Below are 14,612 nucleotides of genomic sequence, written 5' to 3'. Positions count from 1 at the left end.
GAGCGAATACCCTCGTCTCAGCGGCCTCTCCGTCATGGTCATCTGCTCAGCCGGGCGCGCTGCCAGAGACGCACCACCAGGCCGTGCCTGGGGGCGGCAAACAGCGTAAGGCAGAACAGCGCGGTGGCGACCAGCACGATGGCGCCGCCGGAGGCGACGTCGAAATGGAACGACAGCAGCAGCCCGGCCACCGCCGAGGCGATGCCGACTAGCACCGAGATCGCCAGCATCGGCTTGAAGCGGTCGGTGAGCAGGTGGGCGGTGGCGCCGGGGGTGATCAGCATCGCCACCACCAGGATGATGCCGACGGTTTCCAGGCTGGCGACGATGGTCAGGGTCAGCAGCATGATCAGCCCGTAGTGGATCAGCCCGACGTTGAAGCCCAGCGCCTGGGCCTGCTGCGGGTCGAAGGTGTAGAGCAGCAGCGGCCGATAGGCCAGCCACACCGCCAGCAGCGTGACCAGGCCGGCCATCAGGGTGAGCAGCAGCGCCGAGGTCTGCACGCCCAGCACGTTGCCGAACAGGATGTGCATCAGGTGGGTGCTCGAGGCGATCTTGCTGATGATCACGATGCCCAGCGCGAACGCCGCGGTGAACATCAGGCCCATGGCGGCGTCCGGCTTGATGCGGGTGTGGCGCTCGATGGCGCCGATGCCCAGCGAGGTCAGTGCGCCGGTGATGAAGGCGCCGATGAAGAACGGCCAGCCGAGCAGGTAGGCGATGGCGACGCCGGGCAGCACGGCGTGGGAGATGGCGTCGCCCAGCAGCGACCAGCGCTTGAGCACCACGAAGCTGGAGAGCAAGCCGCAGATGGCGCCGACCAGCACCGCGGTCAGCAGTGCGCGCTGCATGAAACGATACTCGAACGCGGCCGAGAAGCTCTCGGGCAGCAGGTTGACGCCGAGCATCAGCAGCGCGATCAAGGCCTCGATCAGGCCGTTGCCCAGGCCCTCAAGCAGCGACACACAGACCTCCCTTGGGCGAGCCACCTACGGCCAGCTGCGCCAGCATGGCGTCGCTGAGCATCTCGTCGGGCGCGCCGATGCCGACCAGCACGTGATTGATCAGCGCCACCTGGTCGGCATGCTGGCGGGCACTGGGCAAATCGTGGGTGACCATGACGATGCTACGGCCGGCCCGGCGCTCGCGCTCGAGCATGCGCAGGATCAGCCGCTCGCTGGGTGGGTCGACACCGGCCAGCGGTTCGTCGAGCAGCAGGATCTCGGCCTGCTGGGCGAGTGCCCGGGCCAGCATCACGCGCTTCTTCTGGCCCCCGGAAAGCTCGCCGATGGGGCGCGCGGCGTGCTCGCGCATGTCGACGGCGTCCAGCGCCTCATCGACAGCGTCGCGGTGCAGCGAATTGGCCCAGCGCTGGGGCACCACGCGCTGCCACCAGGGGTCGCGGCGCATCAGCCCGTAGCGGCCGGTCATCACCGTCTCGCGCACCGAGACTGGAAAATCCCACTCCACCTGCTCGTGCTGGGGCATGTAGGCGATCTTGCCCGCGCGGCGCTGCTGGCTGGCGCTGGCGCCGAGGACTCTCAGCTCGCCGCGCAGCGGCCGCAGGGTGCCGAGCACCACCTTCAGCAGACTCGACTTGCCGGCTCCGTTGGGGCCGACGATGGCGGTCCACTGGCCGGCGGCAAGCGTCAGGCTGATGTCGCTGAGCACCGGCTCACGGTGGTAGGCGGCGAATAGCCGGCGCGCCTCGAGGGCCGGCGCATCAGTCACGCTGGGCCCCCAGCGCTTCGCTCAGCAGGGCGGCGTTGTGGCGCAGCATGGCGGCGTAGTCCGGTGCCTCGCCCTGGGCGTCGCTAGTCGAGTCGACGTACAGCGGCCCGGCGATGGCGATCTCGGTCTCTTCGGCGACGCTGCGCACGTGGCGGTCGGAGATGGTGCTCTCCCAGAAGATCGCCGCCGGCTGGCGCGCCTCGATGAGATCGACGATGCGCATCAGCTGGCGCGGGGTGCCCTCCTCCTCGGCGTTGGTGCCCCAGATGCCGTCATGCTCGAAGCCGAAGGCGTCGGCGAAGTAGAGGAAGGCCGCCTCGCTGGTGATCAGCAGGCGCTGCTGCGCGGGGATCTCGGCCAGCGCCGCCTCGATCTCGGCGTGCAGCGCCTCGAGCGACTCGGCGAGTGCCGTGCCGCGGGCCTGGAAACCCTCGGTGGCCTCGGGCCTGGCCTCGCTCAGGGCGTCGGCGATCACCCGGGCGTATTCGGCGCTGGCGCGTGGGTCCATCCACAGGTGCGGGTCCGGCTCGCCGGCAAGCTCACCGGTGACGATCGGCCGGGTGGGATAGCCGGAGGCTTCGGCCACCGCCACCACGGCAACATTGTCGCCGACGCTCGACTCGACCTGGGGCAGCCACTGCTCGAGCCCGTAGCCGTTGTAGAACACCAGGTCGGCGTCCTCGAGGTCGACGAAGTTGCTGGGGATCAGCTCCCACTCATGCACCTCGGCCCCCACCGGGGTCAGGGTGCTGACCGCGGCATCCTCGCCGGCGACCCGCTCGACCAGGTCACCGAGTACCGAAAAGGTCACCGCCACGTTGAGTGGCTGCGCCTGAGCGGTGCTCGCCAGCCCCATGGCCAGGGCGCTGAGCAAGGCGCCGCGCATATGTGCTTGCATGCTGATCTCCGCTGGTAAGGGCCAAAGAGCGGCCACTTGGCTTTCTTGAGTATAGTCAAAATAACTTAGCAAAGGCTAACTGTATTGCGCAAGACTGCAATGAAGAGAGGTTGCTGCATCAGGGGAGGTTGGCTATATTCGTCGCATGATCGAGCCCCCAGATGAAAGCCCCTCCCCGTGTCTCTGCGAAGCGGATGCGCTGCCGCCGAGCGACCAGCACGCTCAGCAGTACGCTGCCGTGCGTAACGCCCATGAAACCGAGTTGCTGGAAGACTATGTCGAGCTGATTGGCGATCTGATCGAGCACCAGGGAGAAGCCCGCTCGGCGGACATTGCACAGCGCATGGGGGTCAGCCAGGCGACGGTGTCGAAGATGGTGGCGCGGCTCAAGGGGCTCGGCCTGGTGGCCAGCAAGCCCTATCGCTCGCTGTTCCTGACCGAACGTGGGGAAGAGATGGCCGCCATGTCACGCCAGCGGCACGCCATCGTGCTGCGGTTTCTGCGTGCCCTGGGCATCAGCGACGACACCGCGCGCATCGACGCCGAGGGCATGGAGCATCACGTCAGCGAGGAGACCCTGGCGGCGATGCAGCGCTTCAGCCAGCAGCGCGAGTCGTCCTGACGCGCTGTCCGGCGCTCATGGGGCCGGCCCGGCGGCTCCCAGGAAGCGATTCTGCCAGTAGTCGATATCCAGCGGCACGCTGACCACCTCGCGGCCGCGCCCCGGGGCATGAATCATCTGGCGGTCGCCCTGATAGATCCCCACGTGGGTTGCCTTGCGCCCGCTGCCGAAGAACAGCAGGTCGCCGGGGCGTGCCTCGTCCACCTGCGGCAGCTGGCGGAACTGGTCATGGGCAGTGCGCGGCACGCGGATCCCGGCGGCACGATAGGCCATCTCCACCAGCCCCGAGCAGTCGAGTCCATCCGCAGAGTTGCCCCCGAAGCGATACGGCGTGCCCAGCGCCTGCTGGGCGTTGGCCAGTATCATGGCGCGCTCGATGGAGAGCCCGTCAGCGTCGATCGGCGCATCGCGGGTGGCGATGTCGCGGCTGGCGCAGCCGCTCATTAGCAGAGCGAGTAGCAGTGGCCATACGTGCCAAAGGCGTGTTTTTGAAAAGACCTGAAGCTGTGCACAAGCGGCTCGCATCATGCCAGTTGGCGTCCTTGATCGGTGGCGGCGGTGGCATTGCGGATATGTAGATGCACGGCGCAGGCGACACGTAGCATCGAGGCTAGATTGGGCACATCGCCCTTGTCGGCAATCACTTCACCATAAAGCTTGCTGATGAACTGGCCGGCCGACATGCCTTGACCGGCGGCCAGGCCGTCGAGGATTTCCCAGAACTCGTTTTCCAGGCGTACGCTCGTCACGCAGCCTTGCAGGCGCACCGAGCGTGTGGTGCTGTCATAGCGCTGCGGATCGGTTGAAGCATAGACGTGGCACATGCCGAGGCCCTCTTTCGTCGCCGTTACCTATCTTACATTAGCGCCATCCTTGCGGCGCGGCCATCCCCCTTGAACACGAGACGTTGCCTTGGCCCGTTTGCCCAGACCTTGGTCTACGTAGTAGCCCATTGTTACCCCTTGCAGGAGCGCTCGGCCTAGCCTGCAATGAGATGCCAATGGATGCGTCTACCCGATAATCACAACAATCGCGGGAGACGATGGAAATCGCCCCCGCCTGCTCCCTTGGGAGGCTCGCCATGTTGACCACGTCGCTTACCCGTCGTGTTTTCCTCAAGTCCAGCGGTGGGGTGCTGGCAGGCACCCTGGCTCTGGCCAGCGGCCCCATCGCCCTGCTGGCACCGTCGCGCAGCTGGGCGATGTCGCTCGACCACTTAAGCTCCCATGAAGGCGAGGTGCTACTCGCCATGACGCGGCAGATATTTCCCCATTCTGAATTGGAAGATGCCGTCTATGCGTTGACGGTCAAGGACCAGGATCGGCGTGCCGCCGATAGCGAGACGCTCGACCTTCTGCAACAGGGGGTGGCCGAGCTAGATGCAGCAGCCGGGGGCGACTGGCTGTCTCTAGCGGAGACCGAGCGCCTGGTGCAGCTCGAGGCCATGGCTGGCTCGGCGTTTTTTGAGCAAGTTCGCGGGCCCGCCATCGTGACGCTCTATGACAATCCGCTGGCTTACGCCCACTTCGGCTATCAAGGCAGCGAAGGCAATGCCGGCTATCTACAGCGTGGCTTCAACGACCTGACCTGGCTACCCGACCCCCCTAAGCCGGCGGGCGGCTATCTGCCCAATGAAAGCGTCTGAGTCGCTCCAACAACAACGATATGAGGAGTCGCCATCATGGCCATGACCGATAAACAGCATACCTATTCCCACGATGACGACAGCGTCGTGGTGATCATCGGCTCGGGGGCCGGCGGCGGTACCCTGGCGAATGAACTCGCCCAGCAGGGCATTGATGTCGTGGTGCTCGAAGCCGGGAAGCTGCACACTCGCAGTGACTTTCTCGCCGATGAGTGGGCGTCCTTCGCTCAGTTGGCCTGGCTGGACAAGCGTACGACCTCGGGGAGCTTTCGCCTCGCCCAGGACTTCCCCAACTTGCCGGCGTGGATCGTCAAGTCGGTGGGCGGCACCACGGTCCACTGGGCCGGCGCCAGCCTGCGCTTTCAGCCCCACGAGTTCCAGGCGTTGACGGCCTACGGCGCGGTGGCGGATGCCAATCTGCTCGATTGGCCGCTGAGCTACGCTGACCTGGCGCCCTATTACGACAACGCCGAGCGGCGCATGGGGGTGACCCGCACTCACGACAACAAGGGGCTACCCGGCAATAACAACTTCAAGGTCATGCATGCCGGTGCCGAAAAGCTCGGTTACTCCTGCAATACCGGACACATGGCCATCAACAGTGAGAACCGCAACGGTCGGGCCGCTTGCCAGCAGCGCGGTTTTTGCTTTCAGGGCTGCAAGGTGGGGGCCAAGTGGTCGACGCTGTATACCGAGCTGCCTGAAGCAATCGCCACTGGGCACATGGAACTGCGCGCGGAGTCCCATGTGGCGCGCATCGAGCATGACGATACCGGCCGAGTCACGGCGGTGGTCTATTTCGATGCCGAGGGCAACGAGCAGCGTCAGAAGGCGCGCCTGGTCGCCGTCGCGGGCAACTCTATCGAAACGCCGAGGCTGCTGCTCAACTCGGCATCGTCTCGTTTTCCCGATGGCCTGGCCAATGGCTCGGGGCAGGTCGGGCGAAATTACATGCGCCACATGACAGGCTCCGTGTACGCCACGTTCGACGAGCCGGTGCATATGTACCGCGGCACCACCATGGCCGGGATCATCTCTGACGAGTCGCGACATGACCCGTCGCGGGGCTTCGTCGGCGGCTACGAAATGGAAACCCTGGCGCTAGGCTTGCCGTTCATGGCGGCGTTTCTCGACCCGGGGGCGTGGGGCAGCCGTTTCACCGGCGCTCTCGACCAGTATGACCATATGGCAGGCATGTGGTTGGTGGGCGAGGATATGCCGCGGGACACCAATCGCATCACACTCAGCGATGCGGCCAAGGATCAATACGGTTTGCCGGTGGCCAATGTGCACTACGACGACCATCCCAATGATGTGGCAATGCGCGAGCACGGCTATCGACAGGGCAGTGAGCTCTATCGTGCGGTGGGGGCACGCGATATCTACGAGGTGCCGCCCTATCCATCGACCCATAACCTGGGCACCTGTCGAATGAGCGAGCGCGCCGAGGATGGCGTCTGCAATGCCTATGGACAGAGCCATGAGATCGCCAACCTGTTCATCTCCGACGGTAGTCAGTTCACCACTTCGGCAGCAGAAAACCCGACCCTGACCATCGTTTCATTGGCGATCCGCCAGGCGGAGCACATCGGCCAGCTGATGCGCGAGGGTGCCGTATGATACTGGTAGCGAGGGGGGCTGGTAACTCGGCCCCATCGCCCCCATAGCGACTAGACACTGCCATATATGACAAGGAGAGGACCAATGAGCTTCAACGGTGAGCAGTACCCCGGCGTAGTGGCCCCCAGCGCCGAATCCCAGGGTTTCCGTCTCAACCACACCATGCTGCGTATCAAGGATCCCGAGAAGGCGCTGGCCTTCTATACCCGGGTGTTCGGCATGCAGGTGGTGCGGCGGCTCGACTTCGAGGAGATGCAGTTCAGCCTCTATTTCCTGGCCAAGCTCGAGGCTGGCGACGAGGTGCCGGAAGATGACGGGCAGCGCACGGTGTGGACCTTCAGCCAGAAGGGCTTGCTCGAGCTGACTCACAATTGGGGCACCGAGAGCCAGGACGACTTCGCCTACCACGACGGCAATGCCGAGCCCCAGGGCTTCGGGCATATCTGCTTCAGCGTGCCGGACCTCGACGCCGCGGTGGCCTGGTTCGATGCCAACGACGTCGAGTACGTCAAGCGCCCCGATCAGGGCAAGATGAAGGACGTGGCCTTCGTCAAGGACGTCGACGGCTACTGGATCGAGATCGTCGAGGCGGCCCGGCTCGCTGCCCTGGGCGATTGAGCCGGGCCTCACTCTCCCGGTAGGCAGGCGGGCAGGCTGTCGTTCAGGTAGCTCAGCACCTCGGGTCCGCCCGGCGAGCGTCGAGGGAAGGCGTCGTCGGGGTCGAACAGCACGCTGGGCCGGAGGATCACCGCTTTGGGCAGGGCTAGGCCCCAGCAGATCGGTGAGGCCACTGAGCACGCCGCTTAGGGCAAAGCTTTGGAGAATCGAGAGATCGCTGTCTATAGTTGATAGTGGGGAAGAATACAAGAATGAGAGGTCATATTGAGGATGTCTATACCGATGCCGGAGGGGATCACCCATGAACTGGGTGCTTCCATGCCATACGAACAGTGGAACGATGAATTGAGCAGGGTATATGGCACTTGGGTTCCCAGCGCTTCTGCATCGGTCTGTTTTCGTGCCCAGCTAGCTTCTCGCACAATTGGTAATTTCAAGCTGGTTGAATGTATTTGCGATCCATGTAGTGCTTCCCGAGGAGGGCGGCAAATCGCAGCGGATGATCTTGAAATGCTGGCAATTCAACTTATCATTTCAGGGGGGGAAGTCTTCACTATAGATTCCAGGTCGTACAGGTTGGGTCCGGGTGACCTACTGATTTGGAATACAACCCGGCCAATGAAGTTTGAAGTGACGCAGCGGCTTCAGAAGATATCCATTATTATGCCACTTGCGCGATTGAGAAGTTGGTTGCCTGGCACTTGGCATTCTATCCGCAATATGCATGCCCATGGCTCCACAGCGTCAGCCTTGATTTATCCTCTCGTAAAGTCCATTGTGCCGGAGCTGTTTTCTGGAAGTATTCGCAATGGCGAAGCCTTGACGGAGGGTATGCTTGGTACGTTAGTGAGCTCGTTAGGTGCGGATGGAAAAGTTTCAATATGCCAGAAGAGTCAGCGTTTGGGGTTGGTTAAAAAATTCATTGAGGAGCATCTTGATGACGCCATGCTAACACCGAGTGAAATTGCAGTTTCTAACAACATGTCGTTGAGATATTTGTACTCACTATTCGAGGAGGAAGGGCAAACGGTTCAGAAGTTTATTATTCATCAACGCCTGCTCCGCTGTCAGCGGGAGCTCTCTAATCCTAGTATGGATCAGAGAGCAATATCGGAAGTTGCATATTCATGGGGCTTTCATAACGCGGCGCATTTCAGCAGAAGGTTTAAAGATGCTTTTGGTGTTTCCCCGCGTGACTATCGAAAGGCAATAATTGTTAAAAATGGCAGCATTCATTAATGCGGAAAGTCTCAGTGGGTTTATAGTGTTGTAATATTTTCTATTGCTTTTTTTACGTCACTGGGCGTTACCATCTCGATGGTGTCACGATGTTCCAGGCACTGTCTGTACTCCCCGACTTCTAATTTAGTCAATATGCTTCGGTTAGACTGCCTGTTTGACACTAGGACGCCTGTCCGTGGCCAATCAGGGCACATAGCCGCGCGTATTTCCTCAGCTCAACCGATCAAGCTGTGCACTTAGAGAGCAGTCCTCCTGCGCTCACAGGCAAGCCGCGTGCTCACAAGCCGCTATATTGAACGTGCGCATCATGCAGGAGTTAAAGGAGATTGCTGCTGTATTGGTGTGATTGAAGTCAAAATATAATACATTAGAGGTAAAGAGTCATGAAGCCGAAAGCCGTAGAAGAATATGTACAGATGGATGACTACCCTTGGGCCCCTTTCCCTGAGGCTTTCTCTGCTGGTGGCATTACTTGGCGCTTGCTCCACGTTTCCCCTGAAATGGGCTCTTGGACTGCGGCCTTTGAATGCCCGGCCGGTTCATCTTTCAACTCCCATATCCATACTGGTCCAGGCGAATATTTTCTTTATAAGGGGCGTATGGATGTTCGTGGTGGCAGCGACCAAGGGGGTGAAACGGCTACCGCCCCAGGCTATGGGTTTGAATCCTCAGGTGCTTGTCACGATAAAACATACTTTCCTGTGCCCAGTGCGTTTTATATGACCTTTCTTGGTCCTCTGGCATTTATTAACCCGGACGGAAGTGTGATTGCCAATATTGGATGGTCCGAAGCCCAGGGCGCGTGGGAGGCATATATTGAGGAGGCCAGATAACAGAGACTCAATGCCAAGCCGAGGCATCGGCTTGGCAGAGTGTTATTCGTGATGTCCGATACATGTGAATAGAGAGTAACCCTTGGGATTGAAATCGAGGAAGATGTCATGACCCTGACTCAAGAGCCTGATTTTCAAGATGCCACCGGAGATGTGTTCAATCATCACCTAGCTTCCTTCGCAGAAGGCATTGACTCTATTATGGATGACTATGCGGATTCATCAGTCGTCCTCACCGATACAGAACGCTACGCTGGCCTCAATCAAATTCGGGCTTTCTTCGAAGGCTTCCTTGAAACAGCTAGTCCTGAATTCTGGGCAGCCTTCAAGGTTGTTAAGAAGGAAGTGTCTGGTGATGTTGCATACTTGGTTTGGAGCGCCGCGCCATTTGTGCTAAAGGCAACGGATACGATGATTGTGAAAAATGGAAAGATCGCAGTCCAGACCTTTACCATCCTTCAAAGATGATGATCTCTAGTACCTGGATTCATAGAATAACCGCAGCACTTCGGACCACGCAGTAGAAGCAAGAGGGCCGGCCAGCGCCGGTACCCTCCCTGCTTTACCGATCAAAGTGAAGCAGAGCATGGGATACCGACAGCTGACCCAGACCCAACGATACCTGATTCATGCCCGCCATGGCTTGGGTATGAGCCAGAGGCAGATCGCCCGCGAGCTGCGCCGAAACGCTACCGCCAGTGGCTACGATCCCGAGCAGGCTCAGTCTCTCAGCGAAACGAGATCCGCGTGCCGTAGGCGAGCATCTCATCGGGGGTAATGGCATGTCCCGGAACGCCGATCATCTCGTCGCCGCACTGGTCGGCCCAGGTCAGCACGCCGTGGGTCAGGCCGGTTTCACCGAGCAGGTCGCGGATCTCGCCGGTGCCCAGGAAGGTGCGGGTCTTGCCGTGCTCGTCGGACAGCTCGGCCACGCCATTCGCGTAGTGCAGCCGCACGATGTAGATGCCGTCCTGGGACTCGACCTCGACGATTGGGGTATGGCCATCGGCGATGCCGCGGCTCAACTGCTTCAGGGTGATATTGCCCGAGACCGGGTGGATACTCTCGGCCATATCGAATGCCTCAAGAGTGGATGTACAAGTAATGTAGGAGAGATTGGCGCCGGGGGCGAATTCTTTGCCCACCCAGGGCGAGGGAACCATGATGCAAGCATGGCTACCTTTTCTCGCGTGTAAAAGTTGGACGAAATTTGTACATCGGTGAAGCCTAGCTCGTCGGTGCACGCATCTCGCCGCGCAACGGCAGGCCCAGGGCGTCGCGTAGCGCCTGGCCGGACTGCCCGCGAGCGAGCAGCACCTGCAGCTTGGTGATCGCTGCTTCGGGGGTGATGTCCTGCCCTGAGATCACCCCGGCATCGTGGAGGCGTTTGCCGGTGGCGTAGGTTGCCTGCTGCACCGCGCCCTGACCGCACTGCGTCACGTTGAAGATGACCAGCCCCCTGTCGGCGGCCTGCTGTAGGCAGTCGAGCAATTGACCGTCGAGACCGGGCGGGTTGCCGACCCCGTAGGTCATCAGTACCAGGCCCTGAAGCTGGTGATCGTCGAGCTGCAGGGCGACCTGTCGCGGCGACAGTCCGGGGTGGCAGTGCAGCACGCCGACGCGGCCAGCGTCGAAATCAGGCACCGCCAGCTCGGGGGCGCCGCTCGGCAGCGGGTCGTGAGCTGAGACGTGCAGCTCGATGCCCGCCTCGCCGAGCCAGGGGGCGTTGGGCGAGTCGAAAGCATCCAGGCCTTGAGTCCGGCACTTGCGAGCACGGTTGCCGCGCAGTAGGCGGTCGTGGAAGGCGAGGCACACCTCGCGGGGGGCAGCCGGGTGTGTGGCCGCCTGCATGGCCAGGATGATGTTATTGAGGGCATCGCTGCGCGGTTCGCCTAGCGGAACCTGAGACCCGGTCAATATCACCGGCTTGTCGAGCGCGCCGAGCAGAAAGGAGAGCGCCGAGGCCGTGTAGGCCATGGTGTCGGTGCCATGCAGGATCACGAAACCGTCGTAGCGCTCCCAGGCCGCGGCCAGCACGCTGACCATGCGGTTCCAGCACCCCAGGCTAAGGTCGGCGCTGTCGATCAGTGGCTGCAGGCGGTGCAGGGTGTAGTCCGGTAGCGTCCCGGCCGGATAGGCCGCCAGGGCCGTGTTCAGGCGCTCGTCGAAGTCGGCCGAGGGCACGTAGCCCGCCGGTGACGCCTGCATGCCCAGGGTGCCACCGGTATAGAGAATCAGCAGTCGCGGCATGGTTGATCCTCTTGCATCGGGGCCAGCATGGCGTTGGGGCGCAGCAGTACATCGAGCCGCTGTGGATCCAGCAGCCCTTCGGCGATCACCAGTTCGCGGACCGTGGCACCGCTATGCAGGGCCTGGCGGGCGATACGCGTGGCGTTGGCGTAGCCGATGTGCGGTACCAGCGAGGTCACTACGCCGATGCTGCGCTCGACGTGCTGGGCGCAGGCCTCGCGGTTGGCTTCGATGCCGACGATGCAGCGGGTGCGCAACATATGGCAGGCCTCGCCCAGCATGCGCATGGCATTGAGCAGGTTGTAGATGATCATCGGCTCCATGGCGTTGAGCTGCAACTGACCCGCCTCAGCGGCCATGGTGACGGCGAGATCGCTGGCGATCACCTGGTAGACGGTCTGGTTGACCGCCTCGGGAATCACCGGATTGATCTTGCCGGGCATGATCGAGGAGCCGGGCTGCACCGGGGGCAGGGTGATTTCTCCCAGTCCGGTGCGCGGCCCGCTGGAGAGCAGGCGTAGATCGTTGCACAGCTTGCCGAGCTTGATGGCGAAGCGCTTGAGCATCCCCGACAGGAACACGAAGGCACCCATGTCCGAGGTAGCCTCGATGAGGTGCGACGCCGGCACCAGCGGGCGCGCCGACAACTGTGCCAGGTGCTCGACGGCCAGCGCCTGGTAGCGTGCCGGTGCGTTGAGGCCGGTGCCGATGGCGGTGCCGCCGAGGTTGATCTCGCACAGCAGTCTCTGGGCTTCCCGCAGGCGCTCGATGTCCTCGCCGAGGTTTACCGCGAAGGCCTCGAACTCCTGCCCCAGGGTCATGGGGACGGCGTCCTGCAGTTGGGTGCGTCCCATCTTGACCACGTCGGCGAAGGCCACGGCCTTCTCCTGGAGGGCATCACCCAGGTCGCTGATGGCGGTGATCAGTGGTTCCGCGGCGAACTGCATGCTCAGGCAGGCGGCGGTGGGGTAGGCGTCGTTGGTCGACTGGGAGCGGTTGACGTCGTCGTTGGGATGTAGGTGCTGATAGGCCCCCTTGGGGTGACCAAGCTTGGCCAGCGCCAGGTTGGCGATCACTTCGTTGGCGTTCATGTTGGTGGAGGTGCCGGCGCCCCCCTGGATCAGGTCGACGACGAACTGGTCGTGTAACGCGCCGTCGATGATCTCCTGGCAGGCGTCCTGTATCGCTGCGGCCTTGTGGGGTTCGAGGGCGCCCACCGCCTGGTTGGCGCTGGCGGCGGCCGACTTGACCATGGCCAGTGCCTGCACCAGCTCGGGGAAGTGGCTGATCGGAATCCCGGTGATGCGGAAGTTCTCCAGCGCGCGCTGGGTCTGGATGCCGTACCAGGCATCCGCCGGCAGGGCGCGCTCGCCCAGCAGATCATGTTCGATACGAGTAGTCATGGCGTAGACGCTCTAGCGTTGGAAGAGTACGCCGACCCTGGCTAAGCGAGGGCCGGCGCGTGGCGTTTACTCCGCGACGGGACGGTGTGGCGCCTTGGCGGTGCTGCCTCGTAAATGCTCCTGGTCCTCAGGCTCGAGGTCCCAGGCGTGTGGATAGAGGTTCAGGTCTGGATGCTGGCTTGCGTCGAAGACCGGCTGGCTGACGCCCTGGCGGCGCTGGTCGTCGTAGTCCTTGAGGATGCGCAGTCCCGTCTTGAACAGCAGGATCAGGGCCACCAGGTTGGTGACCGCCAGCAGGCCCATAGTGACGTCGGCAAAGCCGAATACCGTGCCCAGGTCGGAGGTGGCGCCCCAGCACACCAGCAGCACGATGGCCACGCGGAAGGCATTGAACAGGTTCTGGTTGTCGCGGCTGAAGAAGTTCAGGCTGTTCTCGCCCAGGTAGTAGTTGTAGAGGATGGTGCTGAAGGCGAACAGCAGCAGTGCCACGCTGACGAAAGAGCGCCCCCACTCGCCGACGTGGTCGGCCAGCGCCGCCTGGGTCAGGGCGATGCCCTCGATGCTGCCACCGGCGCCCGGGTCATAGGCGCCGCTGAGCAGGATCAGGAAAGCGGTGGAAGAGCAGATGATCAGGGTATCGATGAACACCGAGAAGGCCTGCACGATGCCCTGGTTGGCAGGATGCGGCACATAGGCTACGGCAGCCACGTTGGGAGCGCTGCCCAGGCCCGCCTCGTTGGAGAACAGGCCGCGCTTGAGGCCCATCATGATGGCCGCGCCGATGCCGCCGCCGATGGCTGGCTCGAGGCCGAAGGCGCTGTTGACGATCAGGGTCATGACCTCGGGGATGCGCTCGAGATTCAGGCCGACCACGATCAGCGCGATCAGCAGATAGCCGACGGCCATGAAGGGCACCAATACCTCGGAGATGCGGGCGATCCGCTTGATGCCACCGAAGATGATCAGGCCGACCAGCATGGCCAGGGCAATGCCACTGTAGAGCACCGGCACGCCGAAGGCGTCGTTGAACGAAGTCGACACGGCGTAGGATTGCAGGGCGGTGAAGGCGAAGCCGAAGGTCAGCAGCAGTAGCACCGAATAGAAGCCGGCCAGCCAGCGCCAGTTGCGGCCGAGGCCCTTGACGATGTAGTAGGCTGGCCCACCGCGATAGGTGCCGTCGGCCTGAGGCTGCTTGTAGGTCTGGGCCAAGGTGCATTCCAGGAAGCTCGTGGCCATGCCCATCAGGCCGACCAGCCACATCCAGAAAATGGCCCCCGGGCCGCCCAGCGTAATCGCCACGGCGACGCCGGCGATATTGCCGCCGCCGACGCGGCCTGCGACGGACAGCACCAGCGCCTGGAAGCTGCTGAGGTGGCCGTGCTTGTCATGGCGGAAGGCCTGGCGAGATCCCAGGATCTGGAACATGCGGCCGAAGTAGCGAAACTGGACGAAGCGTGAGGCAACGGTGAAACCGATGCCCACGCCGACCAGCAGGACGAGAAGGATTTTGCCCCAGAGGAGCTCGTTGAGCAGGTCAAGCATGATGGGTCTCCGCTGTTGTCTTATTGGTAGCGCTCCCCGATTAAACCAGTTGATTTGATGGAAAAAATTGGGCGCAACGATGCACTGCGTTGCATTCTTGGCACCACCGAGTGCAGCACACTGCACCAGATGTCTGATGCATTAGGTGCTATCGCCAAAAAAACGCCCGGGGCCGCTCTTCGCGGGCCCCGGGCGCAGTAGAGACTGT

The 14,612-nt window shown here is 62.3% G+C and carries 17 protein-coding genes and 1 pseudogene; 8 read left to right on the top strand and 10 right to left on the bottom strand.

Features of this window, described 5'->3' with window-relative positions; translation table 11 throughout:
• Positions 1-38: 38 nt before the first annotated feature.
• From CK498_RS08060 to CK498_RS08050, 3 genes are read right to left on the bottom strand one after another with little or no spacing between them, the layout of a single operon-like run.
• Complete coding sequence (locus CK498_RS08060; RefSeq protein ID WP_095620796.1) at positions 39-908, bottom strand: metal ABC transporter permease; 870 nt, start codon at positions 906-908, stop codon at positions 39-41.
• A 43-nt stretch (positions 909-951) separates the two neighbouring features.
• Positions 952-1,731: a metal ABC transporter ATP-binding protein gene (locus CK498_RS08055; RefSeq protein ID WP_095620369.1), complete on the bottom strand. Its 780-nt coding sequence runs from the start codon at positions 1,729-1,731 to the stop codon at positions 952-954.
• On the bottom strand, positions 1,724-2,629 hold the full coding sequence (locus tag CK498_RS08050; RefSeq protein ID WP_095620368.1) for a metal ABC transporter solute-binding protein, Zn/Mn family: 906 nt from the start codon (positions 2,627-2,629) through the stop codon (positions 1,724-1,726). Before CK498_RS08050 ends, CK498_RS08055 begins: the two co-directional genes overlap by 8 nt.
• Before the next feature lie 145 nt (positions 2,630-2,774).
• Here CK498_RS08050 and mntR point away from each other — a divergent pair, with 145 nt between their 5' ends.
• Positions 2,775-3,251: a manganese-binding transcriptional regulator MntR gene (gene mntR / locus CK498_RS08045; RefSeq protein WP_095620367.1), complete on the top strand. Its 477-nt coding sequence runs from the start codon at positions 2,775-2,777 to the stop codon at positions 3,249-3,251.
• A 15-nt stretch (positions 3,252-3,266) separates the two neighbouring features.
• Here the strand turns inward: mntR and CK498_RS08040 are convergent, their stop codons facing one another.
• Together CK498_RS08040 and CK498_RS08035 are read right to left on the bottom strand one after the other, a co-directional pair.
• The gene (locus CK498_RS08040; protein WP_229359032.1) at positions 3,267-3,695 is read right to left on the bottom strand and encodes a C40 family peptidase; all 429 of its coding nucleotides are present in this window, start codon (positions 3,693-3,695) and stop codon (positions 3,267-3,269) included.
• An 80-nt stretch (positions 3,696-3,775) separates the two neighbouring features.
• On the bottom strand, positions 3,776-4,075 hold the full coding sequence (locus CK498_RS08035) for a ribbon-helix-helix domain-containing protein (protein ID WP_095620365.1): 300 nt from the start codon (positions 4,073-4,075) through the stop codon (positions 3,776-3,778).
• Positions 4,076-4,332: 257 nt separating this feature from the next.
• Between CK498_RS08035 and CK498_RS08030 the strand changes: the two genes are divergently transcribed.
• The 3 genes from CK498_RS08030 to gloA all read left to right on the top strand — a co-directional run bounded on the left by CK498_RS08030 (position 4,333) and on the right by gloA (position 7,134).
• The gene (locus tag CK498_RS08030; protein ID WP_095620364.1) at positions 4,333-4,896 is read left to right on the top strand and encodes a tat (twin-arginine translocation) pathway signal sequence; all 564 of its coding nucleotides are present in this window, start codon (positions 4,333-4,335) and stop codon (positions 4,894-4,896) included.
• Between the two features lie 36 nt (positions 4,897-4,932).
• Complete coding sequence (locus tag CK498_RS08025; RefSeq protein WP_095620363.1) at positions 4,933-6,516, top strand: GMC family oxidoreductase; 1,584 nt, start codon at positions 4,933-4,935, stop codon at positions 6,514-6,516.
• Between the two features lie 84 nt (positions 6,517-6,600).
• Positions 6,601-7,134: a lactoylglutathione lyase gene (gloA, locus tag CK498_RS08020; RefSeq protein WP_095620362.1), complete on the top strand. Its 534-nt coding sequence runs from the start codon at positions 6,601-6,603 to the stop codon at positions 7,132-7,134.
• An 8-nt stretch (positions 7,135-7,142) separates the two neighbouring features.
• Here the strand turns inward: gloA and CK498_RS26150 are convergent, their stop codons facing one another.
• Entirely contained in the window at positions 7,143-7,307 is a 165-nt protein-coding gene (locus CK498_RS26150) for a hypothetical protein (protein WP_176475749.1), read from the bottom strand.
• A 109-nt stretch (positions 7,308-7,416) separates the two neighbouring features.
• On the opposite strand from CK498_RS26150, the gene CK498_RS08015 reads away from it, so the two are divergent.
• The 4 genes and pseudogenes from CK498_RS08015 to CK498_RS26965 form a co-directional block, all read left to right on the top strand.
• Complete coding sequence (locus CK498_RS08015; protein ID WP_217987728.1) at positions 7,417-8,373, top strand: helix-turn-helix domain-containing protein; 957 nt, start codon at positions 7,417-7,419, stop codon at positions 8,371-8,373.
• Between the two features lie 386 nt (positions 8,374-8,759).
• Complete coding sequence (locus CK498_RS08010) at positions 8,760-9,209, top strand: cupin domain-containing protein (protein WP_095620360.1); 450 nt, start codon at positions 8,760-8,762, stop codon at positions 9,207-9,209.
• Positions 9,210-9,317: 108 nt separating this feature from the next.
• Positions 9,318-9,677, top strand: a complete 360-nt coding sequence (locus CK498_RS08005) for a nuclear transport factor 2 family protein (protein WP_095620359.1) — start codon at positions 9,318-9,320, stop codon at positions 9,675-9,677.
• 118 nt (positions 9,678-9,795) lie between these two features.
• Positions 9,796-9,951 (top strand): annotated as a pseudogene (locus CK498_RS26965) (IS30 family transposase); the annotation flags it as partial.
• Here the strand turns inward: CK498_RS26965 and CK498_RS07995 are convergent.
• The 4 genes from CK498_RS07995 to CK498_RS07980 all read right to left on the bottom strand — a co-directional run bounded on the left by CK498_RS07995 (position 9,938) and on the right by CK498_RS07980 (position 14,404).
• A complete protein-coding gene (locus CK498_RS07995; protein WP_095620358.1) occupies positions 9,938-10,282 on the bottom strand; it encodes a hypothetical protein in 345 nt (114 codons plus the stop codon). The pseudogene CK498_RS26965 and the gene CK498_RS07995 overlap by 14 nt on opposite strands.
• A 154-nt stretch (positions 10,283-10,436) precedes the next feature.
• The gene (locus tag CK498_RS07990) at positions 10,437-11,459 is read right to left on the bottom strand and encodes an asparaginase domain-containing protein (RefSeq protein WP_095620357.1); all 1,023 of its coding nucleotides are present in this window, start codon (positions 11,457-11,459) and stop codon (positions 10,437-10,439) included.
• Entirely contained in the window at positions 11,444-12,862 is a 1,419-nt protein-coding gene (locus CK498_RS07985) for an aspartate ammonia-lyase (RefSeq protein ID WP_095620356.1), read from the bottom strand. Before CK498_RS07985 ends, CK498_RS07990 begins: the two co-directional genes overlap by 16 nt.
• Before the next feature lie 66 nt (positions 12,863-12,928).
• Positions 12,929-14,404, bottom strand: coding sequence for an alanine/glycine:cation symporter family protein (locus CK498_RS07980; RefSeq protein ID WP_095620355.1), 1,476 nt, complete (start codon positions 14,402-14,404; stop codon positions 12,929-12,931).
• Between the last annotated feature and the right edge of the window lie 208 nt (positions 14,405-14,612).

Source organism: Halomonas salipaludis (assembly GCF_002286975.1).
In the GTDB taxonomy this organism is placed as follows: domain Bacteria; phylum Pseudomonadota; class Gammaproteobacteria; order Pseudomonadales; family Halomonadaceae; genus Franzmannia; species Franzmannia salipaludis.
The sequence above is the reverse complement of the archived record's forward strand: the minus strand, read 5'-3'. Positions and strand labels throughout refer to the sequence as shown.